Below are 23,217 nucleotides of genomic sequence, written 5' to 3'. Positions count from 1 at the left end.
GAAGGCATGGCTTATAGCCCGCCGGGCGGCGTGTCCATGACGTCTCCTAACGTCAGCCTCTGCCAATAATGCTGCAGTGCCCACTGCAGGTTGACTGCGCCTTCAGGCCGGCATGGCCAGCCCGTCCTCCTTCAGCGCTTCCGACAGGCCGCGTGCAAATGCGGGCGCTTCCTCATTTAGCAGCTCCACCAGACGCTGTTCTGCCGCACTCACGGATCTGTCCCAGCCCAGCCGTTTCAGGAACCATTGCTCCTCCTCCCGGGTCACGCGGGCCCCACCACGCCTGGCGATCTCAGCCGCATGATGGCGCGCGCGCGCAGCAGACGCCTCACTATAGCTGATCCTGTCGAACCACGTCCCGCTTGTGAAGGCGTCCGCCATACGACCCAGGAATCCGGCAATATTCGTATCCATGTCCTTCATCCACGCCTCCCGGGTGAGCGCACATTCCTCGCTTGATGGGTCGGGATGGGCGGCCGAGAGGAGATGATTGATGATGGCCTTGGCAAAGACATTGTCCCAGCTCTTGGCATTTAACACATCTGCAATAGCGTCATTCGTGCGAAAAAGGACATTCGCTTCATGGCGCGTGATCGAGACGGCGCCGTCACCAGCGGGCGCGTGGAGAATACGACGCATCCGCTCTGCCATCGCTTCATCCGCATGACCGTTTTCGATGATCCGGCGCGAAATGGCGTCCAGACAGAAATCAGAAAGCGATTGGGGGGCGCCCTCCGAGTATCGGAGCACGGCGAGCATCAGGTCGATCTCGCCTTCTGAAGGGGCCTTGTCCGAAACGCCGATCTGCGAGATGAGCCATTCGGTTTCCTCGTCGGTGACCCAGCCGATGGGATCTTCGCGCTCGATCAGGAAATCCTTGATCGCCTCGACAAACCGGTCGGTCCACATCGGGCCCGGCTCGTCCAGCTTGGCATTCAGACGAAAGAGCGCTTCGGCCTCGGAACGTTCGACGATCCCGTTGCGGTAAACGTGCTGAACAATACGGCCAGCTTCATTGCGGCTAAGGTCACCGAGCTGAGCGATCTGCGCCATCCGGATCTGAAATGCTTGCGACATGGCCCCTCGCCCTCTGGTCTGGCAGAGGGGAAGGTTTCACAAATCCGTTTCGATCACGTTAGCACGCCAGAGAGCCAGGCTGCCCGGCCTAGCGCATCCGCAGGAATTTGGAAAAGAGATAGAGAAGGTCGCGCGGCATATCCGGATTGAGAAGGGCATCGATAGATTCGTCCTGACGCACCACCATGGCCGAAGACCCTTCATTGTCGTCCACCCGGTGATAGTTCATCGACCAGTCTGGAAAGGCCCGCTTCTCGACAGGTTCGCCAATAATCTGGGCGACGCCAAAATGGCGCTCATCGGCCACGATCCGATCATAGATGTCGACCACTTCGCGCCGCTCACCCTCGAGCGCCTGCATGAAGGAGCGTCCATTGTGGGCAAGGAAGCCTGTAATGTAACGCTCATCATTGTTCGACTGGGAGACATTCAGGATGTTGTCTATATCGTCTTCCTTCAGGGACTCGGCAGCCGTACTCACATAGACCAGACGGTACATCGTTTCACCCACTCCGCAATTCTTGATCGCTCAGATTGACCGACGCCAGCCACTCTATCGGCGCGTCAGCCTTATCTGACTTTGGTTCATTTTCTTTTCCGAACATACCAGCTTTCAGGTATCTTAGATATATTGAAGTGTGATTTCTGTGGGTTGCAGGCAAGTCCGAGGTTATAGGATAGGCGGTTTTCCGGTGGGACGCAGATTTCTGTTCAGCGTTGATCAGAAACCATGCGCCCTCCCGCCCGAAAGCTCTTGCGAGCAATGCGAGGCGGAGACTGGCGCGCCGGAATTGCAACCAATGACGCCCGATGCATCTTATATCTGTCAATTGCGTCGAGGAGCTGCGTCATGACATCTGCAAAACGCCTTTTTCATTCTCCGGCCGGGGGGCTGTCCGCGGGAGTCCTGTTCATTCTCACAGCCTGCGCCCAGCCGGTACAGTCCGACGAGGAGGCTGGCGTGGAGACGGCACCCGCGAGCGAGATGGCCGAGCCGCAACAGGCCGAGACATCGGAGCCAGCCGATCCGAATAGCAAGGCTTCTGCGGAACCTGACCCGCGTGACGATGCTGCCAGCATAATGGGCGACTGGTCCTTGATCTCGGAGGGACGCGGAATGGCCGGTATAGAGCTCTCAGGGCAGCCCCGCATGGCCAGCGGCGACGTTTCGATTGCCGGGGACTGGCCCTTCGCGACACGGGCACCGGTCCGCTGGCTCTATCTCGCCCCGGACACTCTGACGCTTGTGGATGAGGGCGCAAACATCGTCTGGCAGGGCCGGCGCGCAGGCGAGGGTTTTTCCGGCCATATGGAAGGTGGGGCGCCGCGCGCGGCGCTCGTGCGCGAATAGCAAAATCCCCCCTCTTCTCCTTTCCGATTACGCGCTTGACTAACGACAGGGAAAGGCGCGCAGGCTTCCTTCATGCTGACCGGGTGGCACCTTAAAGATCACCGGGCGGCGTGCCGGAGGAAACAATTTGCCCAGACTGAAACAGGCCGGCCGGGAAGCCGGAAACCCGTTCGCCAACCGTATTTTCGACCTTTTGTTCGAAGATCGCGACCCGATTGAAAGTCCCGGCACCGCAACAGGGACACCGGGAAACTGGTGGACCGTCTTCAACATCGTGCCCGACGCCTTCAAACACACGACCGAAGGCTTCCAGTTTTACCGCTCCAAGGACCGGAAACTTGATCCGAAGTTGCGTGAGCTGGGCCAGACACGGGCGGGCTATGCGGTCGGCTCGCAATTTGTCTTTTCCCAGCATTGCAAGGCGAGCCGCGATGTCGGTCTGACAGAGGCGCAAATCGAAGCGATCCCAAACTGGCAGGTTGCCGACTGCTACGACCCGCTCGAGCGTGCGGTCCTGGCCTATACGGACGCGCTTGTGCTGGAGCGCGGGCGAGTGAGCGATGGCATTTTCAACGGGCTCAAGGCCGGGCTTTCCGACGAAGAGATCCTGGAGCTGACCTACACGACCTGCACCTATATGATGCACGCCATAATGAGCCGTGCCCTGCGGCTTGAATATGACGATGTGGACGAGCGTGTTGTCGAAGTGCCCGCTCCGGCAGGTGACAGCGCCGACGTGATGTCCATGGTCGATGAAAAAGATAAAGGGGAGGAAAAATAATGGCGTATCATCATCTCGCACTTGCGGCGAAAGACATGAAGGCGACCCATGACTTCTATGAAGGCATCATGGGGTTTGAACTGGTGAAAGTGGAGGTCGCGCCGATCCAGTCCGGGGGATGGGGCAAGCACTTCTTCTACCGGATGGACGGCGACGATTCCAAATTCATCGCCTTCTGGGAGCTTCACGACACCGTCGATCAGGAGACCCACATCCATGATCTCAACAAGGCGGCAAACCTGCCCCCACTGACCAATCATTACTCCTTCTCCGTTTCCAGCAAGGAAGAACTCGGATCCTGGCGGAAGAAATGGCAGGCCGCGGGCCTCAACGTCTTCGAGATCGACCATAATTGGTGCCATTCCATCTATACGACCGATCCGAGCGGCAATGCGGTGGAATTCTGCCTGACCACCGGCAGCTTCGATGAGGCCGACCGGGAGCGGGCACTTGCCGCGCTGGAAGAGACCGAGTTCAACCCCTCTCCGCCCCCGGCCCTTATAAAGTTCTGGGAGCCGGAGCCGGCCTGACCGCCTAGCCGTTCTTCAACACCGCGCGCAGCCACGGCCCGTAACCGGACCCGCCAAGCATGGCGAGCTGCTGCTCTGCCGATACCTTGTTGATCGGGATTTGCGGCTTGGCAGCCGGATGGACCGGCTTTCTCAGCGGGCGCTGGCCGGCCGGCATCGCGATGATTTCCGCAATCGCGCGCGGCACATCCATCGGGTCCGTGTTCCCCCCGCCATTGCTCGCTTCGCCCATACCGGCTGTGAGCTGAGGATAGGCCTCGATAAGGCTATCGCGGCTGCGCGTCTTGAGCGCGGCGGACCGGTCGGCCGCATTCTGCCAGATCTCGGTCGGATAGCCGCCCGGCTGGATGATGGTGACATCAATCCCCTTCTCCACCGTCTCATAGGCCAGCTGCTCGCTGAGTGCTTCCAGCGCAAATTTGGTGGGCGAATACTGCCCGAGGCCCGGAATGATGAGGCGGCCGAGCTGCGACGTCACATTGAAAATCTGTCCGCGGCCAGCCTCCCGCATGGCCGGAAGCGCGGCGCGGATCATACGCTGGGCGCCGAAGACATTCGTGTCGAACATCAGCTTCGTCGCCTCAAGGTCCTGCACTTCGATGGGCCCCGACATGGCTATACCGGCATTGTTGATTAGTACGTCCAGCGTCCCGCCAGCGGCCGCTTCTGCCTCTGCCACACCCGCTTCGACCTGTTCATCCGACGTGACGTCGATCTCGATCACGGTGATATCGAGGCCTTCATCCTCGGCGAGGGCACGCAGCTCATCGGCTTCCGGACGCGGCAGGTTGCGCATCGTGGCAAAGACCTTTGCGCCGAGACGCGCATAGTGTTCGGCCCCGAGCCGGCCAAAACCTGAGGACGTCCCTGTGATCAGGACCGATTTTCCGGTCAGCCCTGCCCCTGCGGACCGGCCTGAGCCTGCTGACTGCGCGGCCGCAGATGCAGACGACATGGCAAGGGCGGCGGCACCGGCCCCCATCAGGAGCTGGCGGCGGCTGGGCGATACAGGACTGGACATGAGGACACCTCCGATTGCGTGCGATGACCGGTAATGTAGAGGGGGCGCGCGACTTGTCGAATGGCACCGGTTTGCTGCTTTCCCCTTCACCTATGCACTCTCGCAATAGGTGACATCGCAGGCTTGCGTGAAACCGGTTCTGCCCAAGCGCGTTCTCAATCTGCGTCATGAGCGAAACGCAACGACGCGTTGTAAGCAAGAATTGTCGTGCAACCGCACAAGGAGAACCCGAATGACGCCCGCCCTGAACAAGACACCCCGCAACCTGCGCACCCGGCTCGTCGCCGGTGTGTTCGCCGTCACCGGCGCCCTCGCCGCCGCGCCAGTTGCCCAGGCCGCAAATGAAGATCATGACGCCACCCAGATCGTCACGACCACCGCCGACCAGACCATTGAGGCGCTGAACGACCAGGTCATTTCCGATGAGGAAGCAGACCGCATCCTGACCAATGTGGACCTCGACGCTGTGGCGAAATTCACGCTTGGCAACAAGTGGCCGGACCTCAGCGCCGACCAGCAGGCCCGCTACACAGAAGCCTTCCAGACCTTTGCCCGCAACCAGATGAAAGAACACCTGTCCGGACTTTCGGGCGCAGATTTCCGCGTGACGGATGTCATTCCGCGCGGTGAAAACGATGCCATCGTGGTCAGCCAGGTTAGAACCTCCGACAATTCCCAGCCGCAGGAGATGAGCTGGCGCGTGGTTGCCAATGGCAGCTGGCACATCGTCGACATCCAGGCACAGGACATCTGGTTCGCCATTGAGCAACGTGCTCAGTTCCAGGCCATTCTGGACCGCAACAATGGCGACATCGAAGCCCTCATCACTGAGATTTCGAGCTAAGACTACTCCGTCCTGAAGACAGGCGGACAAAAAAAGCCCCGGCGAGATTTCGCCGGGGCTTTTGATTGGGAGAAACCTGTTTCGGGTTTACTCGATCGGGGCATTGGTGTCGTCACCGACACCGCCCGAGGCTTCGCCCGCAACGCCAAAGCCGCGATCACGCATCAGCGCATTGGTATCGGGCTGACGGCCACGGAACTTCTCATAGGCTTCAGACGGCGGGATCGTGTTGCCGACCGAGAGGATCCACTTGCCGAAGGCATCGGCCGTTTCGCGGTCATAGGGCCCGCCTGCTTCTTCAAAGGCTTCCCACGCATCGGCACTGAACGTGTCGGCCCAGAGATAGGCATAATAGCCGGCCGCATAGCCCTCACCGGAGAAGATATGCGCAAATTGCGGCATGCGATGGCGCATCGGAAGCTCTTCCGGCATGCCAAGCTCTTCCAGCGTCTCGCGCTCAAACGCGTCCGGATCGAAATCCTCGAAGTCCGTCATCATGTGAAGCTTCATGTCGACGAGGGCACTGGCGAGATACTCGGTCGTATCGAAGCCCTGCCGCGCATTGGCGGCGCGTTCGATCTTGTCGACCAGCTCCTGCGGGATGGGCTCGCCGGTGTCGACATGAAGCGCATAGTTCTCCAGCACTTCACGCGTTGGCAGCCAGTTCTCGTGAACCTGGCTCGGGAACTCCACATAGTCGCGCGGCACAGCCGTACCGGCGAGTGTCGGATAGGTGACGTTCGAGCTGAGGCCGTGCAGGGCGTGACCGAATTCGTGGAACAGCGTTGAGGCATCGTCCCAGGAAATCAGGACAGGCTCGCCCTCGGCGCCCTTCACGAAGTTGGAGTTGTTGGACACGATCGGCGTGGTGAAGCCGTCGAGATTGTCCTGCGTGCGATAGGCATTCATCCAGGCGCCGGACCGCTTGCCGGTACGGGCATACGGGTCGAAATACCAGAGGCCAAGATGCTCGCCGTCGCGGGTCACGTCCCAGACACGGACATCTTCGTGGAAGACGGGCACGTCGGTGACCTGCTCGAATTCCATCCCGTAAAGCTCGCCAGCCATCCAGAACATGCCTTCACGCAAATTCTCGAGCTGGAGGTACTGCTTCACTTCCTCGGAGTCGAAGTCGTACTCGGCCTGACGGACCTTTTCGGCATAGTAGCGATAGTCCCAGGGCTCGATGGTGATATCGGCCCCTTCCTCATCGGCCACCGCCTGCATTGCGGCGACTTCCTCATCGACCTTGGCGATAGCCGCCGGCCAGACCTTCATCATCAGGTCCATCGCCGCCTGCGGATTGCCCGCCACAGCCTTTTCGATCGAGCGGTCAGCGAAGCTTTCATAGCCGAGGATCTTCGAGCGCTCGGCCCGCAGCGGCATGATCTTGGCGATGATGTCATTATTGTCGTACTCGCCGCCATTGTCGCCGCGCGCATAATAGGTGCGCCAGACCTTCTCGCGCAGGGCGCGGTCGTCGGAATAGGTCAGGAACGGGTCCATGGAGGAGCGGGTGTTGAGAATGGCGTATTCGCCGCCTTCATTGTCGCGGCTCTCTGCCGCCGATTTCGCCGCGTTCACGACAGAATCCGGAAGCCCTGCCAGATCATCCTCGCTGAGCCAGGTGACGTAGGATTCCTCGTCATGCAGGAGGTTGTTGGAGAAGGTCGTGTAGAGCGTTGCCAGCTCCTGATTGATCTCCGCCACACGGGCTTTCTCGTCTTCATCAAGGGCGGCGCCCGCGCTGACGAAATCGGTATAATAGTCCCAGACGAGGCGCTGCTGTTCAGCCGTCAGGTCGTCATAGGCATCGCCATTATAGATCGCGTCGATCCGCTCGAAGAGCGCCCCGTTCTGATAGATCGCATCCTGGAAGGCGGCGAGTTTCGGGGCCACTTCGCGCTGGACTGCCTGAACCTCCGGCCCGTTCAGGCCCGATGCCCAGATGCCATAGACGGCAAGCGCACGGTCAAGCTCGCCGGCGCCCTGCTCAAGCGGAAGGATCGTATTGTCGAAGGTCGCGGCTGCGTCCTGCGCGGTGATGGCGTCGATCTCGGCGCGCGCGCTTTCCATGGCCTGCTCCAGCGCGGGCTGGAACATGGACACCTCAACCTTGTCGAAGGGCGGCACGCCGCCATAGGGGCCGGTCCATTCGGCCAGCAGGACTTGCGGGTCGCCTGCTTCGGCGGTGGTTTCGCCATCGGCCTCGGTCATATCGGTCTCGGCAGATTCATCCTGCGCAAAGGCGGGCGCCATTGCTGTCAGTGTCAGCGCGGAGGCGCCTGCGAACAATAAGGTCTTCAGATTCACGTTTATCATCACTCCAGTTTTGATAAGCCCGGCCCGAAAAGAGGCGGGCCGAAAAAGTCATTTCAATTGCAATTAACCCGTGTTCTAGCATTCGCCCGCCGGGGACGTCCAATCCATCGCAGGGGTTGAGGGATGACAATTCGGTAAGGAAGGCGCCGGAGCCGCGCCAGAAACCTAGTGGCCGTGGGACCCGTGAGGGCCTTCATCCCCGGCTGCTGTGCCATGGCTTGCCCAGGTGGAATACCCCTCATCGCCGAACAGGACGACGTCATAGGCATCGACCCGGCCGCCCATCTCCATACCGGGCGAGCCGGCCGGCATACCCGGCACAGAGAGACCGCGCGCAGAGGGCATCTCGGCCAGCAGGCGGCGGATATCGCTGGCCGGGACATGGCCCTCGACCGCATAGCCATTGACCTCACCGGTATGGCAGCTGCGAAGCTCATCGGGCACGCCAAGCTCGCTGCGGATGGGGGTGAGGTCCTCATGCTCCTCGATGACGACGGTAAAGCCGTTCTCTTCAAGGTGTTCGGCCCATTTCGCGCAGCAGCCGCACCAGGGCGTCTTGTGGACCGTCATGGTCTGGGCATGGGCCGGCGCGGAAAACAGGGTCCAGCCGGTAAAGACGGCGCCAGCGAGAACGAGGCTGGCAAGGATGGAGGCGAGGAATTTCGGCATGGGGCTGGACCTTTATGCGGGATGGCACTCTGTCCTGCAGCATAGCGGCCCCTGCCCTGCCCGTCACCAGCGAGCCCCATGACCGCCTCCAGCACGGGCGGCGCCAGACGGGGCTTCCCGCTGACGCTCATGAGATTGAGACTGGAGAAATGCGCACCCCTAGGGTGGGGCGAGCGGTCTTGCGGGTTCAGAAGTGGCCAGTGCAAGGACGGTGCTGCGGCAGTGCATGGGCGGTGCACCCCCGGTGCATGCACGGTGTTTTGCCGGGTCTGCGCGAACGCTGGCAAAAGCGGCGCCCGGGGCGAGGCGTTGCCATGGGGCGCGCGGGGCGAGACCGGTCCAGTCCGCGCCCACGCTCCCGCGCTCGCCCTCTGGCTTTCCGGCAACCCGAAGCTTGATGACGATCCGTCCGTTGGCCAGGACCCCGATCCCCAGCATGCCGATGGGATTGGCCGCGCGATAGGCGCGGTAATAGCGCTCGAACGCCCAGACCTCGATCAGGAAAAGCGGCCAGGTCCAGACTGGCAGCTTTGCAAGGGTTTCGAGGATCCACGCGCGCGTCAGCATGGCCGGGAGTATGGGCGTGGTCTGGCGGGGTGGGACAGATTGCCTGAGATTTTATCCGGCAAGCTGCCCCGCCCCCCTATCGCGGCGCCCGTCTTCTGACGGCTGCGAGCGCGACCACCGCCGCCCCCGGCAGCTTGAAACGCTGCAGGCACGCGACCCCGGCAAAGATCAGCACGACGGCCGCGCCGGTCGCCGGTGTGATGTCCTCTCCTGCCAGGACGACGCCGATGAACAGGGCGACGATGGGCGGAAGATAGGTCACGCTGGAGGCGGTGACGGCGCCAAGCCGGTCGATCAGATAGTAGTACGCGATATAGGCAAACCCTGTCCCGCAGAGGCCAAGCCCGAGGACCAGACCGACACTCGCCCGTCTATCCCCCAGAAGCGCCTCAATGCCGGACCTGTCCGTGAAGAGCAGGAGGAAGAGAAGGCCGAGGCCGATCTGATAGGTCGTCAGGGCCGCCGCGGGCAGGCGGAGCGGGGTGACGAAGCGCCTTGCATAGACAAAGGAGCTTCCCACGCTGAGCGCGCCGCCGATCATCCAGGCGACACCAAGCGGCGCGATCTGGCCATCCGAAGACCAGGGCGCGGCGATGAGGATGATCCCGCCGAGGCCGAGAAGGATCCCCACCACCTGGCGCGCGCCGATGGTTTCCTCCTTCAGGAAAATCCAGGCGCACAGGAAGGTGAAGAGCGGGATCGCCCCGCCCAGCATGCCGGCCACGCCAGACGGCAAAAGCGCCGTGCCAGCGGCGAAGGCGTAGTAATAGACCGCAGTGGCAAGCAGCGCCATGACCACGAAATGGTGGAGATGGCGAAGATGCGACCAGCTGAGCGCCCGGCGCGCCAGCGCGAAAATCAGGACCGGGACAAAGCCGAACAACACCCGCAACAGGGTGATCTGCGCGGGCGTGATGCTCTCAGCCGCCCATTTGACGAAGATAAAATTGCTGCCCCAGACAAGGGCGAGGAGGACGTAAACCGTCGCGGGTAGATATTTCATGATGCGATCAGCGGGCGATCAGGCCGTCATCTCGGGACGGCGGGCCGCGCTGCCTTCTGACAGGGAAAGGCAAAAGCGCGCATCAGGCGGCGACGGCCACCCCATGCCTCATGAAACAGGTTTTAAAGGCAGGAAGACGTCGGCTGATTACGCGGTGAAAGGCGTGACCAGCCCGGCACTTGGCGGATCGATAATGATGTCGAGGCTGATGGCCATGGACGTAACTTCCCGTGGGGTGCGATCTTGCGCTGCCCATACCATGAAAAATGAGATTGCCAAGCGGTGATGTGGGGCGGCTTCTCCCTTCTCCCTTCTCCCTTCTCCCTGGGGAGAAGGGCCGGGGATGAGGGGTCACACCGTCTCAGCAAAGCGGGGTGCGCGCCGTGACGCGCGTTCGCACGGAGCATCACTGCAACGGCAGCGTTTGATACGACGTCTCCACCCCCTCACCCCCTACCCCCTCTCCCAGGGGAGAGGGGAAAAGCGCGCATCTCAAAGTCCCAATGCGTCCGCCACCCGCCCCCAAAGCAGATCCGCGTCCATTGCCTCTTCTGCGCTGAAGCGCACCATCCGCCAGCCCATCGCTTCGATCTCACGCTGGCGGACAGGGTCGCTGAGGGTGATGTCCTCTCGGGCGTGGATGCTCCCGTCAATTTCGATGATAAGCTTCGCGCGGTAGATGGCGAAATCGGCGACATAGGCGCCGATGGGGTATTGGCGTTTGACCGGGAAGCCATACGCGCGCAGCTTGCGGAGCGTCTGCCACGCATGTTGTTCGGGCGTGTTCGCCGTCTGGCGAAGGCGCCGCGCGCGTGCCGTGCTGCGGGGGTCTGACATGCGGGGATGTTGCGCGGCAGTTGAGACAAACGCAACTCCCTTCTCCCTGGGGAAAAGGGCCGGGGATGAGGGGTCACGACGTTTCAACAAAGCGGCGTGTGCGTAGTGACGCGCTATCGCATGGAGCATCACTGCGACGGCAGCGCTTGGTACGATGTCTCCTACCCCTCACCCGTGCTCCGGCGCATCGCAGTGCGATGCTTCACCCTTCGCACCCTCTCCAAGGGGAGAGGGAAAAGCCGCGTATTTTGAGGTGGGGCGCGCCGTCCGATCTGTTCCAGGCGGTCAAAGGCGCTTCGCATCCGTAGGATTTCACTCTTGATCGCACGAAACAGATCGTCAGAGGCTGGCTATGGCCAAACGGCAGGGCCTGCCGTTCGCAGCTCTCAAGCGAAAGAGTACTAGCAGAAAACCCCATTTCGAAAATGTTTGTGGAATGGAAATAATGGCATCGAAATGCCAATCACCGCCGCTGAGCAGCAACGCTGCGGAACGTATCGAACTGCGGCGGATGGCATTCGATTCTGCTATTGGCAGCTACGTAGAAATCCTCGCCGTCCGCTGACTCGAATTGCTCGAACTCGTCCTTGCACCACCGTAGTTGAGTGAGCAAGTGCGAGTCTTGCGGCCCCACGACCTCAAGCACTCCTTTAATAGCAAGAGAAAATTCGATTATTTCATTTCCGAAAATCGTCCGATCTTCTGTTATCGCTATGCTCGTATTGGCGTAGGTCGCATCCAAATTGAACCGCTCCAGGATCATTCTTCCCGAAGTAATCGATTGAATTCTAAAATTCTCTGGTCCGATCTCCGATTTCACAATCCAGACTTCTGGCCATTCAGTCCTCGCCATCGACGTACGCGGTCGTAGCTTAATCGAAAAATATTCGGGTCGACCTTGTACATTCGTTAACCATATATCTGATCCGGACAAACGGACGCTTCCTCCTTCAAATACACAATTATCTATGCTTACTACTTCAGCATCAAAGTGCAATGAAGATCGAATATTTTGACCTTGGCAATCTATGCCAACGTACTCTCTATTTTTAATAGAAATTGGCCTCCCATTTGAATTGAGAACTTCAACAATTTCAGAGAGCCTCGACTGATGCAGGAAATATTCGGAAATTGTATCTTCTTGGTGCGCATAGTTCTGAAGGTATATTTCAGCCTGATGCACCAACGTGTCTTGCTCGCGTGAATCATTCCTAGTGAAAATCCAAATGCAAATGCTGGCCAAAGTGCAAATGGTGCCAACTATTGATATAATGGCCATGAACTTGGCAAAAAATGTCTGCTGAGAAGTTCTTTTACCAGCCAATAGTCTCCGCCCCCTAAAGCGGAATATTATCGTGCTTCTTCCACGGGTTCTCGAGTTCCTTGCCGCGTAGGGTGCGTAGCGCCTTGCAGACGCGGCGGCGGGTGGAGTGCGGCATGATGATGTCGTCGATATAGCCTTTGCGGGCGGCGACATAGGGGTTGGCGAAGTTGTCTTCGTACATCTTGGTGTGCTCGGCGATCTTCTTCTCGTCGCCAATGTCTTTCCTGAAGATGATCTCCACCGCGCCCTTGGCGCCCATCACGGCGATTTCGGCGGTTGGCCAGGCATAGTTCATGTCGCCGCGCAGGTGTTTGGAGCTCATCACGTCATAGGCGCCGCCATAGGCCTTGCGGGTGATGACGGTGACTTTCGGGACGGTGGCTTCGGCATAGGCGAACAATAGCTTCGCGCCATGTTTGATGAGGCCGCCATATTCCTGCTTGGTGCCCGGCATGAAGCCCGGCACGTCCACGAAGGTGACGATCGGGATATTGAAACAGTCGCAGAAGCGCACGAAGCGGGCGGCCTTGCGGCTGGAGTCAATGTCGAGGACGCCGGCGAGGGTCATCGGCTGGTTGGCGACGAAGCCGACGGTGGAGCCTTCCATACGGCCAAAGCCGCAGAGGATGTTGGCGCCGAAATCGGGGCTGATCTCGAAGAAGTCGCCTTCATCAGCGGTCTTCTCGATCAGCTCACGCATGTCATAGGGCGTGTTCGGATTGTCCGGGATGAGCGTGTCGAGGCTTTCTTCCACGCGGTCCGGATCATCGAAGCTTGGGCGTTTCGGGGCTTCCTCGCGGTTCGACAGCGGCAGGAAGTCGATGAGGCGGCGCATCTGGATCAGCGCCTCAATGTCATTGTCGAAGGCGCCGTCGGCAACGCCGGACTTCTTGGCGTGAACGGACGCGCCGCCCAGGCTCTCATGCGTGACTTCCTCATTGGTGACGGTCTTCACCACATCCGGGCCGGTCACATACATGTAGGAGGTGTCCTTCACCATGAAGATGAAGTCGGTCATGGCAGGGCTATAGACGTCGCCGCCCGCGCACGGCCCCATGATGACGGAGATCTGCGGGATGACACCGGAGGAGAGGACGTTTTCCATGAAGATGTCGGCATAGCCCGCGAGGCTGTCGACGCCTTCCTGGATGCGCGCACCGCCCGCATCGAAGATGCCGACGACGGGCGCGCCATTGCGGGCCGCGGCCTTCTGGATCTTCACGATCTTTTCCGACTGGGCCAGCGACAGCGAGCCGCCGAAGACGGTGAAGTCCTTTGAGAAGACATAGACGAGGCGGCCATTGACCGTGCCATAGCCGGTGACGACGCCGTCGCCGGGAATACGCTGCTCTTCCATGCCGAAATCGTGGGAGCGGTGCTCCACGAACATATCGGTTTCCTCAAAGCTGCCCTCATCGAGCAGGAGGGTGATGCGTTCGCGCGCGGTGAGCTTGCCCTTTTCGTGCTGTTTGGCGATGCGGCCTTCGCCGCCGCCCAGGCGGGCTTCCTCACGTTTTGCCTCAAGCGCTTCGATCACATCTTTCATACCGGCAGCCTCTTAATCGGTGAGTCCTTCAAATCTGGCTGTCCTTGTTACTGAATGGGACGGGCGACGCAAGAAAAAGGGCAGGCTGCCCCATGGGCAACCTGCCAGCCTTTCTTCAGTTGTCATTCTGGAGGGGGTATCTGCCGCCTAGTTGCCGGCGCGCCCGCCGCGCAGATTTCCGTCCTTGCCATAGCGGCGCTGGCCGCCCGGGCCGGTGCGGCCCCTGCCCTGATCACTGGAGCTGACCGTGCGCGTCGTGGTGACGGTGCGGGTGACCGGCGTCCTTGTGGTCGTGGACGAGTAGCTGCGATAGCCATTGTGGCCACGGTCCCAGCGGTCATGGTGATCGCCGCGTCCCCTGTCCCAGCGGTCGTCATGATGGCCGTGCCCCCGGCGGCCGCGCTCTGGCAGGCCGGTGATCCGCACCACGCTGCCCTGACGGACCGTGCAGTTCACATCGCGGTAGAATTCGCGCCGGCGGCCTTCGAACTCCACATCATCGAACAGGACGCGGAAGCCGCGCGGGCCGATCTGGTTCACGCGCAGATCATTGTCGATATCGACATCGCGGAAGCCCGCGCGGTAGCCCTCACGCTGGATGGCGGCCGAACACATGCGGACGGCCTGGCGGCGCATCTGGCGGACTTCCCAGGGGCGCTGACCATAGCGGTCATTGTTGTAATAGCGCCCGTCGCGGCCCCGCCAGCGATCATTGCCGACAGAGATATAGAAGGAGGCGTCACCGACGCTGAGGATGGCGCCGGAAAAGGCGGTCTGGGTGCGGTGCGGCGCCTCGTCTGCGAGGGCCGGAGCTGCGGTGAGTGGGAGAGCCGCAAAAGCCAGCGCTGCCACCCGGGTCTTCATGATGCGTTTCATCATGGGTGCAGGAAAACATGGGGCTCCGGAACCCAGGCTGACCGGCGCATTCGGGTTTCGTTCACCCTGTTTTGTTGTTTCTATTCAGACGCTTAGCGCAGAATAAATTTCAGGCGCCATGTGGTCTGGTGCGGCGCCTGAGCTTTTGTTCAGCCTTGTGGGCGCGTCAGGAACAGCCTTCCACATAATCGACCGCTGGCGGCAGGCCGACGCGGTAGGTGGAGATATTCCCGGCTTCATCGGTCTCCATGATGAGCTTTGCGTCGCCCTGAAGCTGGATGATGAGATTGTCGCGGTCCGTGTACTTGTTCGGCTGGCGCTCGATCTCTTGATAGAGGCCCTCAGCGGCCGTGGCGGGCATGCCGACCTCCAGCCCCTGGGCGGTGGCGACACCGGGCGCGCGGATATCGACACGCTGGACGCTGCCATCGACCACCATATAGCCGACATCATAGTTTCCGCGCTGGGGCCCGAGATAGTAGCAGGCCTGCTCCTCGCCCGCCGCGCTGTCGCCCATTTCATGGAGGCCGCTCTCATGGGCCGCTTTCGCCTCTTCCGCGCTCATGCCGAATCTGACGCCGCAGAGGCCGTCCGCACTAATTGTGGTGCAGGAGGTCTGGTCTTCTGCATCGGCTCCGGCAGGCTGGGCCTGTGTGCCGGATGATGGGTCGGTAGCTGGCAGGCCCGGGCCTGCGGGGGCGCCGGTCTCTTCGGGCGGGGTCAGCGGTGCGGGATCGGCGGGTGTGACCGGGTCGCAGGCGGTCAGGAAAAGCGCCGTGGCAGCCGCGCTGCAGGCAAGGTGAAGTCGGTATGTCATGGCAAGCGCCTCCCATTGGCTGGCGCGCAGACATCTGGTTTTCCGGCCCCTTGCCGGGCGCTGCGGCCAGACCAGCCTAACGCGCAATGGCGGCAAACAGTTTCCCGATGGCGTCGGCATCAGCGCGGCGGCGGGCGACGATGTCCATCGCTTCGTCATCCTCGCCCCACTGCTCGATCTGCCAGGTCTCATCGATCCGGGAGAGATCAAATGCGTCGAGCGCATCCAGCTCCCCCTGCTCTACCGCCAGCGCGAGGACGGCGGAGCCATAGAGCGCCATCGCCCAAGTGAGTGCGGTGAGGCGGAGGTCATCGAGGCTGGCGGCATGGGCGCGCGCGGCCTTGAGCGAGGCGTCGGGCTGCGGCGAGGCAATGATGCCTTCGACGGGGACCAGGACGATGTCGAACGACTTGCCGGCCCATTGGCGCCAGTGCCCCCAGCCAGCTTCCTGGCGGGCGCGCAGCTCACTCGGCCCCTCGGCAAGGTGGCAGACAAGATCGGTCTCTGTGTATTTCGCCACCTCGTCCGCCATCGCGTCGCGCGCGCCGGGTGTGCCGTCTATCGAGACGTTGAGCAGGCGGGTGAGCGGCATGGTGGTGGGGTCGATCAGCTCACCCTGCGCGTCCCATTCGGCGGCGATCAAATTGGCGAGCGTTTCGTGCGTGGTGGCGAGGTGGTTCTTCTGCGGGGTGCGCACAGGCTTGCCGTCGAGAAGGATGGCAAAGGTGTCGCCCTCACGCGAAACCGCCGCCTCCTTGTAGAAGCGGCGGGGCAGATTGGGGGTCTGGGGCTTGCGCTCTGTCATGAGGCGACCTCATGCCATGCCCGCGCGATGGGGCAAAGTGGCGGGTGCACCTAGCCTTCGGCGGCGAGCGCCGACTCAGCATGGCGCTGGGGCGAGAGGTCCATCTTGTCGACAACCATGCGGTCTTCACGGTCCATCAGGATGAGCGTCTGGCCGATCCGCACAGTCTTCAGATTGTCCGCCTTGCGGTCGAGCGCGAGCTTTGCGCGCCATTCGAGCGCCAGCGGATACATGGTTTCCGGGAAGGGCTCACCGACAGCGATACGGTCTTCAAGCGCGGTGCGTTCGAAACACAGCTCCTGCGCGGCATAGCCGACTTCGCAGGACCGGTCCGCGATCTGGAAATTGCGGTCGAATACGGCCTGATCGTTCGGGGTGAACTGCGAGGCGATGGTCGCGCTGGATACGCTGGAGTGGGCCGACAAAGCCAGTGCACCGCCACCGATTGCGGCAACTGCAAGTCCCGTCAGGATATGGTCGATGTTGAGTTTCACAGCTTTGCGTCCTTTCGCGTTCTGTCTGCGTTCCGGTTAGAAGCTCAACGCAACGCCCTCAGGATCGATCCACGCTCTCTGCATTTTTTGTCATGTTTATCAGTGCACTAAATAGAAAAAGCCGACCTGGTTTCCAGGCCGGCTTTCCCGTTCAACTGAATGAAAAGTCTTACTCGACTTCTTCCTCGATCTCGTCGCCGGCTTCTTCCATTTCGTCGCCAGCTTCGTCGAGCTCTTCGCCTGCTTCTTCGGCCGGGCCGTCATTGCTGTCGCATGCTGCAACACCACCAATTGCACCCATACCGACGAGAAGCGCGACAATAGACTTTTTCATGAGATTCCCCTTGTTGCTTGAATACTCAGGACAGCAACGTCATTCCCCCGATCCTGTTCCTAAAAGAGTTCATTTTTTTTGCTGGAGCGTCATGGGGCTCGCCAAATCGCCGGCTCGGCCCAATCGGTTTCGATCAAGTCGTGGCCACTGAGCTTCGATCAGCAAGGGCTTGGGCAAACCTATCGAGGGCGAGGTTCAGTGAGCTGTAGTCATGCAGCACTTCATGCGCGCCGGCCGCCTCCAGCTCATCGGCCCGGCCGAAGCCCCAGCTGACGCCCATTGTGTGGATGCCGGCATTGCGCCCCATGGCGATGTCGTGGATCGCATCGCCGATAATCAGCGACTGGTGCGGCTCACAGCCGAGCGCATTCATCGCCTGCTCGACCATGAAGGGATGCGGCTTGCCGGGGCCGTCATCGGCGCACCAGATCGTGTCGAAATACGGCTCCAGCGGATGCATTTCGAAGATGGCGCGGATACCGCGGTGGGACTTGCCGGTCGCCATGGCGATGAGCCAGCCTTCCTCGGCAAGGCGCTTCAGTGTCTCTTCGGCGCCGTCATAGAGCGGCTCGGTAAAGCCCTCCTCAGTGCGCCTTAGGACAAAGGCTTCCCGATAGGCCTGTGTGAGGCCGGGAATGTCATGATAATCGGGCGCGAGCATGCGGCAGGCCTCTTCCAGGCCGAGGCCAACAATCTTGCGGGTCGCTTCATATTCCGGCTCTGGCAGGCCGCATGTGCCAAAGGCCCGGCACATGGCCGTCTGGATGACTTCGCGGCTGTCGACGATGGTGCCATCGATGTCCCAGATGGCGAGTTTGAGGGTGGTCATTCAGTCACTCCTCCAGGCCTTCGCCCATAACCAAGTCGGTCCAGACATCGATATGCCGGCCAGGCCAACACACCCCAAATGCCGGTTCCGGATTCACGAATTCGTCGATCAAATATTCCGCTAGATTCACACCGTAAAATATAATGTCGGTCTGCATGATGGACAGAACAGGATTGTTGGGCTGGCACGGCGCTGCAGGCAAGAATCTGTGGCCAAAAATGGGAAGAAGCGGCGGCCAGAGAGCAAAATCGGCTTTGGCGATGGTGATCGCATCAGCCGAGGACGCAGGCCTATTTCCCCATCTTCGCATCCAGAAACCGTCATCGATATCGAACGCGATTCCTTCCCAAACCCGATTTATCTTCTGTCGATAGAGTTGAATCGAAAAGTCAGACCACGGGAAAAACACACTGTCTGGATCGTCCAAATTTAGAAGGAAATATCTGAAATCCGGCGGAATGGAGAAGCCGAGATCGCGCTCTGCACTTTCGATGGTGGCTATTGACACTCCCCCCCGGCCAAACCGAGGCGGGCGTTTGCCCTCTGGCCATGCAGCTAGATTAAGCTGACGGAATAGATCAGACCCTAGTTCTCGCAAGCAAGCCCCTAAAGAAATAGCTCCAGCGGATCCTTCCCCGCTTCGGCCTCAAGGAAGCCGAGCGTCTTGAAGGTCTGCTTCATGTGGCCCGAGAGCGGGGCCTGAAGCAGGAGCGGCTTCTTGTTCTTGCGCGGGATGAGGAGCGCGCGGGCATGCAGGTGAAGGCCATTGGCGACACCTTGCGGGACCTCGCGGCGCGTGAGGTATTTGTCATCGCCGAGAATGGACGTGCCAAGCTCATGCATGTGGAAGCGCAGCTGATGCATGCGGCCGGTCTGGGGGCGCAGGGCCACCCATGCCGCTTTCTGGCCTGCCTGAGAGACGGTAACATAGTCGGTGATGGCGTGGCGGGCGCCTTCATCATTCTGGGCGCACTGGACCATGCGTTCGCGCCCTTCCGGCCCCTGCCCCTTTGTCATCCAGCAGCGGACCTGACCGGCAGGCGGTTTCGGCGCGCCAACGGTAACAGCCCAGTAGACCTTCTCCATGTCGCGCGAGCGGAAGAGATCGCCCAGCCAGGCGGCGGCAGCCGGGTGACGCGCGATGAGGAGTAGACCGGATGTTTCCTTGTCCAGCCGATGGACCAGCTTCGGGCGGTATTCGCCATCCGAGAGGATGTCGAGCATGCCATCAATGTGACGGTCGCCCTGCTTGGTGCCGCCCTGCACGGCAATCCCGGCGGGCTTGTTCAGGGCGAAGAGGTCATCATCCTGATAGATGACCATTTCGCGCATGAACTGCTCATCCTTGGCAGAGGCGGTATTCGCCTTCATGGCCTTTTTCTCAGACTCGGTGGGCTGATGGACGGGGGGCAGGCGCACGACCATGCCCGCCTCAAGACGGTCCTTCGCCTTGGCGCGGCTGCCATCGACGCGGATCTGTCCCGAGCGCAGCAGCTTTTCCAGCTGGCCCTGCGTCACCGAGAGGCGGCGTTTCACCCAGCGGTCGAGGCGCGTGCCCTCTTCCTTGGGGCTGACAGTTTCATTGATGACTTGCTGGCTCATGCGAGCACCTTTCTCATCACGAAGAGGCCGAGGAGAACGAGAGCGAGGCCCGCTACAACGGAAAGACCGGCATAGGCAATGGCGCGCGTCCAGTCGTCCTTCTGGATATATTGTGCCACTTCCAGCGAAAAAGCCGAGAAGGTGGTAAACCCGCCGAGAAGGCCGGTGGCGAGGAAGAGACGCGTGCCCTGCCCGCCGCCAAGACTCTCGCCCCGGAAGGCGAGAAACCCGATCAGCAGCCCCATGAGAAGGCTGCCGAGCAGGTTGACGAAGAAGGTCGCCCATGGCCAGCCCGAAAGCCCAAGGCGCACAGCCGCAAGCCCCGCCCCGTGGCGGAGGCTGGCGCCAAGCGCGCCGCCTAGAGCGACATAGAGAAATCCGTTCATTGAGAGGGCTTTTACAGCTGACAGGAAGAAAGTCGATGATATGCTGCCGTCCATCAATCTTCAGTTGATCCGCCTTGGAGGAGCAGCCCGATGAAATGTCCAGATTGCAACACAGCGCTAAACCCCAGCTGGAATACCTGCCCCAGTTGTGGAAAGGCTTTTGGGCAGCCACCGTTCAATAGCGCCGTAGACCGTACGGAAGAGAGATTTCCAATGTCAAACAAGCTTGCTGTTGTGGGTGGCGCTCTCGCTCTGCCGATCCTGCTTTTTTGGCTACTAAAGGACGTATGAGCGAGCTTCTAGCCTCAGCATTTTTCTGAGCTTTGAGACAGTCCTGACGCGGCGTCGCGTCTTGCCAAGACCATTCCTCCCGATACGCTTTGCCCAACGTGAATGTCCGACAAGAGACATCCGGGAGGAAAAGATGAGCTATGATCTGATCATTGTGGGTGGCGGCATCGGTGGTTCTGCGCTGGCCGCGACCATGGCAAAGGCCGGACAGTCAGTCCTGCTGCTTGAAAAATCGACAGAATATGAAGACCGCGTGCGCGGCGAATGGATTGCGCCCTGGGGCGTCGCCGAAGTCCAGCGCCTTGGTCTCTATGACTTGCTGGTCGAGGCGGGCGGGCATCATATCACCAGCCACGTCACCTATGATGAGAGCCGCGATCCGGCAGAGGCAGAGACCACCGCCCTGCCCCTCGGCATTTTCGCCGAAACCGTTCCAGGTCCGCTCACCATCGGCCATCCGCATCATTGCCAGACCCTGTTCGATGAAGCGGGCCGCGCCGGTGCAAGGACGCTGCGCGGTGTGAATGTCACCGACATCCAGCTGGGGGCGTCCCCTTCTGTGACCTATGAGCATGAGGGCGAGACGCATACGGCTGAGGCGCCGCTGGTGGTTGGCGCAGAGGGCCGCATGTCCCCGGTGCGCAAGGAAGCGGGCATCAAGCTGCATCAGGACAAGCCGCATCACTGGTTTGCGGGCCTGCTGGTCGAAGGCGTCGAAGGATGGGATGCGTCCCGTCAGGCCATCGGCACCGAGGGCCAGTTCGGCTTTCTCGCCTTTCCGCAGGGCGGCGACAAGGTGCGGGTCTATGGCGGCTATGCGCTGGAAGAGAAAGGCCGGTTCGCGGGCGAGGACGGGCCGCGCAAATTCCTGGAGAGCTTCCGCATGAATTGCGCCCCCGGCAATGAAGCCATTGCCGATGGCACACCGGCCGGACCGCTCCTCTCCTATTTCAACAATGACAGCTGGACCGATGAGCCTTTCGCAGCCGGATGTGTGCTGATCGGGGATGCGGCCGGCTGGAACGACCCGATCAACGGGCTTGGCCTCTCCATCACGTATCGCGATGTGCGGATCGTTTCCGACATATTGAAAGCGACCCCGCCGGGCGCGGCGCCGGACTTTTCATCTTACGCACAAGAGCGCGCCGAACGGATGCGGCGGCTTCGCTTTGCCGGCCACCTTCAGGCAACGCTCGACATGGAATTTGGCGAGGCGGCCCGCGAACGGCGCAAGCGCTATCATGAGCGCAGCGCGTCCGACCAGACGCTCGGCATGCACGGCTTTGCCATCATGGGCGGGCCGGAAAGCGTGCCCGACGAGATTTTCACTGACGCCCACAAGGAAAGGGTTCTCAACGGATGAGCCCCATGGATATCGAACGCTTCAACGCAGACTGGCTGCAAGCCTGGACAGACAAGGATGTCGAGCGGCTGGTCGGCTTCTATTCGGCCGATACGGTGTACAAGGACCCGCAGGTGCCCAACGGCGTGGAGGGCCGCGAGGCGCTGCGCGGCTATCTTGAAACACTGTTCGGATCGACCCCGCCCATGATCTATCTGCCGGAAACGGTCTGGGCCATTGAGGGCGGCTTCTGCGGGCGCTGGTATTGCGATGTCGGTGACGGCGCCAGCGAGGGCAAGCTGCGCGGTTTCGACCTCGTTCTTCTCGAGAACAGCCTCATCAAGCACAACGAGGTCTATGTTCACCCCCTGAGCGGAGACGCCGCGAATGCCTGATATCCGCGACTGGAAAGAGATCGATGCCGACTGGCTGACCGCGGCGCTGCGCGATGGCGGCGTGGACGCCAAGGTGAGGTCGTTCGAGGCTGGCAAGGTCGGCACCGGGCAGATCGGCGACTGTGTGCGCTTCAAGCTCGATTATGAAAGCGCCGCGCCGGACGCGCCGAAGACGCTGGTCGGCAAGTTTCCAGCCGAAGGCGAAGAAAGCCGCGCCACCGGCATCAAGCTGAGTAATTACCTGCGCGAGGTGAAATTCTACCAGCTGCTGCAGCCGGATGCGCGGATTTCCACCCCCCGCTGCTATTTCACGGACGTGAATGAGGACACCCATGATTTCGTCCTGATGATGGGCGACATGGCGCCGGCCGAACAGGGCGACCAGCTGGCCGGGGTCACGCTGGACGAGGCCAAGCTGGTGCTAAAAGAGGCCGCCAAGCTCCACTCAGCCTATTGGGAAGACGACAGGCTGGACGAATATGACTGGGTGATGGGCACGACGAACGCGCCCGACGTTCTCGATCCGGACATGGTCGCTGGTCTCTGGGACGGGTTCAAGGCGCGCTATGGCGACCGCGTGACACCCGAAGCCATCCGGGTCGGCGATGGCATGTCGCGCAATATGGACAAGTTCGATGAAAGCCGGGAAGGCCAGAGATGCCTGATCCATTCGGACTTCCGACCGGACAACATGCTGTTCGACCTTTCCAACAAAGACAAGCCGGTCACCGTGGTGGACTGGCAGAGTTTCGGCTATGGGCCGGGCGGCGCCGATGTCGGCTATTTCATCGCTGGCGCCATCGACCCGGCCACACGCCAGGCCAATGAGAGCGCGCTTGTCGATCTCTATCTCTCAGAGCTCGACCGGCTGGGCGTCTCCAATTATGGCCGGGAGGACTTCCTGCGCCATTATGTGGCCGGGGCTTACCAGCATTTCTTCACCGCCTATTTCGCCGCCATGCTGGTCACGCAGACGCCGCGCGGTGACGACATGTTCTTCCGGATGCTGAACGGGGCCGTGGACCTGATCTCCGATCATGGGGCGCTGGACTGGTATGGATAGGATCTGATCGGGCTGGGCAGGGCGGCCAAGTGTTCTACCTCTTGCTGCAGACATCCTGCAGCCTGAAAGGTTTCACCATGCCCACCCGCATTTCCCGTACACTCCTCGCCG

26 protein-coding genes are annotated in these 23,217 nt (G+C 61.0%); 7 read left to right on the top strand and 19 right to left on the bottom strand.

The genetic code is table 11. From position 1 onward, the window contains the following. Positions 1 to 102: 102 nt before the first annotated feature. Entirely contained in the window at positions 103 to 1,077 is a 975-nt protein-coding gene (locus tag ABNU55_RS11555; RefSeq protein ID WP_290751639.1) for a hypothetical protein, read from the bottom strand. Between the two features lie 88 nt (positions 1,078 to 1,165). After that, positions 1,166 to 1,588: a BLUF domain-containing protein gene (locus ABNU55_RS11550; protein ID WP_290751641.1), complete on the bottom strand. Its 423-nt coding sequence runs from the start codon at positions 1,586 to 1,588 to the stop codon at positions 1,166 to 1,168. A gap of 339 nt (positions 1,589 to 1,927) precedes the next feature. On the opposite strand from ABNU55_RS11550, the gene ABNU55_RS11545 reads away from it, so the two are divergent. The 3 genes from ABNU55_RS11545 (at position 1,928) to ABNU55_RS11535 (ending at position 3,739) form a co-directional block, all read left to right on the top strand. Further along, positions 1,928 to 2,428, top strand: a complete 501-nt coding sequence (locus tag ABNU55_RS11545) for a hypothetical protein (protein WP_290751643.1) — start codon at positions 1,928 to 1,930, stop codon at positions 2,426 to 2,428. A 127-nt stretch (positions 2,429 to 2,555) separates the two neighbouring features. Then, positions 2,556 to 3,209 (top strand): carboxymuconolactone decarboxylase family protein, encoded by a 654-nt coding sequence (locus ABNU55_RS11540; protein WP_290751645.1) that lies wholly within the window; start codon positions 2,556 to 2,558, stop codon positions 3,207 to 3,209. After that, a complete protein-coding gene (locus ABNU55_RS11535) occupies positions 3,209 to 3,739 on the top strand; it encodes a VOC family protein (protein WP_290751647.1) in 531 nt (176 codons plus the stop codon). The genes ABNU55_RS11540 and ABNU55_RS11535 overlap by 1 nt, the downstream gene beginning before the upstream one ends. A 4-nt stretch (positions 3,740 to 3,743) precedes the next feature. Here the strand turns inward: ABNU55_RS11535 and ABNU55_RS11530 are convergent, their stop codons facing one another. Continuing rightward, on the bottom strand, positions 3,744 to 4,760 hold the full coding sequence (locus tag ABNU55_RS11530) for an SDR family NAD(P)-dependent oxidoreductase (protein ID WP_290751648.1): 1,017 nt from the start codon (positions 4,758 to 4,760) through the stop codon (positions 3,744 to 3,746). A 232-nt stretch (positions 4,761 to 4,992) separates the two neighbouring features. Here ABNU55_RS11530 and ABNU55_RS11525 point away from each other — a divergent pair, with 232 nt between their 5' ends. Next, the gene (locus ABNU55_RS11525; RefSeq protein WP_290751650.1) at positions 4,993 to 5,604 is read left to right on the top strand and encodes an ABC transporter substrate-binding protein; all 612 of its coding nucleotides are present in this window, start codon (positions 4,993 to 4,995) and stop codon (positions 5,602 to 5,604) included. 87 nt (positions 5,605 to 5,691) lie between these two features. Here the strand turns inward: ABNU55_RS11525 and ABNU55_RS11520 are convergent, their stop codons facing one another. The 16 genes from ABNU55_RS11520 to ABNU55_RS11445 all read right to left on the bottom strand — a co-directional run bounded on the left by ABNU55_RS11520 (position 5,692) and on the right by ABNU55_RS11445 (position 20,015). Further along, positions 5,692 to 7,926: a M3 family metallopeptidase gene (locus ABNU55_RS11520; protein WP_348764370.1), complete on the bottom strand. Its 2,235-nt coding sequence runs from the start codon at positions 7,924 to 7,926 to the stop codon at positions 5,692 to 5,694. 165 nt (positions 7,927 to 8,091) lie between these two features. Then, on the bottom strand, positions 8,092 to 8,595 hold the full coding sequence (locus tag ABNU55_RS11515; protein WP_290751654.1) for a DUF411 domain-containing protein: 504 nt from the start codon (positions 8,593 to 8,595) through the stop codon (positions 8,092 to 8,094). A gap of 159 nt (positions 8,596 to 8,754) precedes the next feature. Then, the gene (locus ABNU55_RS11510) at positions 8,755 to 9,162 is read right to left on the bottom strand and encodes a hypothetical protein (protein WP_290751656.1); all 408 of its coding nucleotides are present in this window, start codon (positions 9,160 to 9,162) and stop codon (positions 8,755 to 8,757) included. Positions 9,163 to 9,238: 76 nt separating this feature from the next. Next, the gene (locus tag ABNU55_RS11505; protein WP_348764369.1) at positions 9,239 to 10,165 is read right to left on the bottom strand and encodes a DMT family transporter; all 927 of its coding nucleotides are present in this window, start codon (positions 10,163 to 10,165) and stop codon (positions 9,239 to 9,241) included. Positions 10,166 to 10,657: 492 nt separating this feature from the next. Next, positions 10,658 to 11,002, bottom strand: a complete 345-nt coding sequence (locus ABNU55_RS11500; RefSeq protein ID WP_290751660.1) for an endonuclease domain-containing protein — start codon at positions 11,000 to 11,002, stop codon at positions 10,658 to 10,660. Between the two features lie 463 nt (positions 11,003 to 11,465). Continuing rightward, the gene (locus ABNU55_RS11495; RefSeq protein WP_290751661.1) at positions 11,466 to 12,326 is read right to left on the bottom strand and encodes a hypothetical protein; all 861 of its coding nucleotides are present in this window, start codon (positions 12,324 to 12,326) and stop codon (positions 11,466 to 11,468) included. A 13-nt stretch (positions 12,327 to 12,339) separates the two neighbouring features. Then, positions 12,340 to 13,872: an acyl-CoA carboxylase subunit beta gene (locus tag ABNU55_RS11490; protein ID WP_290751663.1), complete on the bottom strand. Its 1,533-nt coding sequence runs from the start codon at positions 13,870 to 13,872 to the stop codon at positions 12,340 to 12,342. A 147-nt stretch (positions 13,873 to 14,019) separates the two neighbouring features. Further along, positions 14,020 to 14,736: a hypothetical protein gene (locus tag ABNU55_RS11485; protein ID WP_290751666.1), complete on the bottom strand. Its 717-nt coding sequence runs from the start codon at positions 14,734 to 14,736 to the stop codon at positions 14,020 to 14,022. A 178-nt stretch (positions 14,737 to 14,914) separates the two neighbouring features. Continuing rightward, positions 14,915 to 15,565 (bottom strand): hypothetical protein, encoded by a 651-nt coding sequence (locus ABNU55_RS11480; protein ID WP_290751668.1) that lies wholly within the window; start codon positions 15,563 to 15,565, stop codon positions 14,915 to 14,917. 76 nt (positions 15,566 to 15,641) lie between these two features. Then, positions 15,642 to 16,370, bottom strand: coding sequence for an ATP12 family protein (locus ABNU55_RS11475; protein ID WP_348764368.1), 729 nt, complete (start codon positions 16,368 to 16,370; stop codon positions 15,642 to 15,644). A gap of 50 nt (positions 16,371 to 16,420) precedes the next feature. Continuing rightward, the gene (locus ABNU55_RS11470; protein ID WP_290751672.1) at positions 16,421 to 16,864 is read right to left on the bottom strand and encodes a hypothetical protein; all 444 of its coding nucleotides are present in this window, start codon (positions 16,862 to 16,864) and stop codon (positions 16,421 to 16,423) included. A gap of 169 nt (positions 16,865 to 17,033) precedes the next feature. Further along, complete coding sequence (locus ABNU55_RS11465; protein WP_290751674.1) at positions 17,034 to 17,198, bottom strand: hypothetical protein; 165 nt, start codon at positions 17,196 to 17,198, stop codon at positions 17,034 to 17,036. Positions 17,199 to 17,331: 133 nt separating this feature from the next. After that, positions 17,332 to 18,027 carry an HAD-IA family hydrolase gene (locus tag ABNU55_RS11460; RefSeq protein WP_290751676.1) on the bottom strand — a complete coding sequence of 232 codons (696 nt, stop codon included), beginning with the start codon at positions 18,025 to 18,027 and terminating at the stop codon, positions 17,332 to 17,334. Between the two features lie 4 nt (positions 18,028 to 18,031). Next, positions 18,032 to 18,535 (bottom strand): hypothetical protein, encoded by a 504-nt coding sequence (locus tag ABNU55_RS11455; protein WP_290751679.1) that lies wholly within the window; start codon positions 18,533 to 18,535, stop codon positions 18,032 to 18,034. A gap of 98 nt (positions 18,536 to 18,633) precedes the next feature. After that, positions 18,634 to 19,629 (bottom strand): RluA family pseudouridine synthase, encoded by a 996-nt coding sequence (locus ABNU55_RS11450; protein ID WP_290751681.1) that lies wholly within the window; start codon positions 19,627 to 19,629, stop codon positions 18,634 to 18,636. Then, a complete protein-coding gene (locus tag ABNU55_RS11445) occupies positions 19,626 to 20,015 on the bottom strand; it encodes a CrcB family protein (RefSeq protein ID WP_290751683.1) in 390 nt (129 codons plus the stop codon). The genes ABNU55_RS11450 and ABNU55_RS11445 overlap by 4 nt, the downstream gene beginning before the upstream one ends. Positions 20,016 to 20,439: 424 nt before the next feature. Between ABNU55_RS11445 and ABNU55_RS11440 the strand changes: the two genes are divergently transcribed. The 3 genes from ABNU55_RS11440 to ABNU55_RS11430 are packed head-to-tail and all read left to right on the top strand — an operon-like array spanning position 20,440 to position 23,106. After that, positions 20,440 to 21,669, top strand: a complete 1,230-nt coding sequence (locus tag ABNU55_RS11440) for an FAD-dependent monooxygenase (protein ID WP_290751685.1) — start codon at positions 20,440 to 20,442, stop codon at positions 21,667 to 21,669. 5 nt (positions 21,670 to 21,674) lie between these two features. Further along, positions 21,675 to 22,043 (top strand): nuclear transport factor 2 family protein, encoded by a 369-nt coding sequence (locus tag ABNU55_RS11435; RefSeq protein ID WP_290751687.1) that lies wholly within the window; start codon positions 21,675 to 21,677, stop codon positions 22,041 to 22,043. Next, positions 22,036 to 23,106: a phosphotransferase gene (locus ABNU55_RS11430; protein WP_290751689.1), complete on the top strand. Its 1,071-nt coding sequence runs from the start codon at positions 22,036 to 22,038 to the stop codon at positions 23,104 to 23,106. The genes ABNU55_RS11435 and ABNU55_RS11430 overlap by 8 nt, the downstream gene beginning before the upstream one ends. Positions 23,107 to 23,217: the final 111 nt, after the last annotated feature.

It is taken from the genome of uncultured Henriciella sp., from assembly GCF_964005855.1.
In the GTDB taxonomy this organism is placed as follows: Bacteria; Pseudomonadota; Alphaproteobacteria; order Caulobacterales; family Hyphomonadaceae; genus Henriciella.
The sequence above is the reverse complement of the archived record's forward strand: the minus strand, read 5'-3'. Positions and strand labels throughout refer to the sequence as shown.

Coding starts and splice junctions, on each gene's coding strand:
- ABNU55_RS11500 (WP_290751660.1), bottom strand. CDS start 11,002: ATGTCAGACCCCCGCAGCACGGCACGCGCGCGGCGCCTTCGCCAGACG.
- ABNU55_RS11545 (WP_290751643.1), top strand. CDS start 1,928: ATGACATCTGCAAAACGCCTTTTTCATTCTCCGGCCGGGGGGCTGTCC.
- ABNU55_RS11445 (WP_290751683.1), bottom strand. CDS start 20,015: ATGAACGGATTTCTCTATGTCGCTCTAGGCGGCGCGCTTGGCGCCAGC.
- ABNU55_RS11530 (WP_290751648.1), bottom strand. CDS start 4,760: ATGTCCAGTCCTGTATCGCCCAGCCGCCGCCAGCTCCTGATGGGGGCC.
- ABNU55_RS11430 (WP_290751689.1), top strand. CDS start 22,036: ATGCCTGATATCCGCGACTGGAAAGAGATCGATGCCGACTGGCTGACC.
- ABNU55_RS11435 (WP_290751687.1), top strand. CDS start 21,675: ATGGATATCGAACGCTTCAACGCAGACTGGCTGCAAGCCTGGACAGAC.
- ABNU55_RS11440 (WP_290751685.1), top strand. CDS start 20,440: ATGAGCTATGATCTGATCATTGTGGGTGGCGGCATCGGTGGTTCTGCG.
- ABNU55_RS11555 (WP_290751639.1), bottom strand. CDS start 1,077: ATGTCGCAAGCATTTCAGATCCGGATGGCGCAGATCGCTCAGCTCGGT.
- ABNU55_RS11475 (WP_348764368.1), bottom strand. CDS start 16,370: ATGACAGAGCGCAAGCCCCAGACCCCCAATCTGCCCCGCCGCTTCTAC.
- ABNU55_RS11515 (WP_290751654.1), bottom strand. CDS start 8,595: ATGCCGAAATTCCTCGCCTCCATCCTTGCCAGCCTCGTTCTCGCTGGC.
- ABNU55_RS11525 (WP_290751650.1), top strand. CDS start 4,993: ATGACGCCCGCCCTGAACAAGACACCCCGCAACCTGCGCACCCGGCTC.
- ABNU55_RS11510 (WP_290751656.1), bottom strand. CDS start 9,162: ATGCTGACGCGCGCGTGGATCCTCGAAACCCTTGCAAAGCTGCCAGTC.
- ABNU55_RS11535 (WP_290751647.1), top strand. CDS start 3,209: ATGGCGTATCATCATCTCGCACTTGCGGCGAAAGACATGAAGGCGACC.
- ABNU55_RS11450 (WP_290751681.1), bottom strand. CDS start 19,629: ATGAGCCAGCAAGTCATCAATGAAACTGTCAGCCCCAAGGAAGAGGGC.
- ABNU55_RS11505 (WP_348764369.1), bottom strand. CDS start 10,165: ATGAAATATCTACCCGCGACGGTTTACGTCCTCCTCGCCCTTGTCTGG.
- ABNU55_RS11480 (WP_290751668.1), bottom strand. CDS start 15,565: ATGACATACCGACTTCACCTTGCCTGCAGCGCGGCTGCCACGGCGCTT.
- ABNU55_RS11465 (WP_290751674.1), bottom strand. CDS start 17,198: ATGAAAAAGTCTATTGTCGCGCTTCTCGTCGGTATGGGTGCAATTGGT.
- ABNU55_RS11485 (WP_290751666.1), bottom strand. CDS start 14,736: ATGAAGACCCGGGTGGCAGCGCTGGCTTTTGCGGCTCTCCCACTCACC.
- ABNU55_RS11460 (WP_290751676.1), bottom strand. CDS start 18,027: ATGACCACCCTCAAACTCGCCATCTGGGACATCGATGGCACCATCGTC.
- ABNU55_RS11490 (WP_290751663.1), bottom strand. CDS start 13,872: ATGAAAGATGTGATCGAAGCGCTTGAGGCAAAACGTGAGGAAGCCCGC.
- ABNU55_RS11520 (WP_348764370.1), bottom strand. CDS start 7,926: ATGATAAACGTGAATCTGAAGACCTTATTGTTCGCAGGCGCCTCCGCG.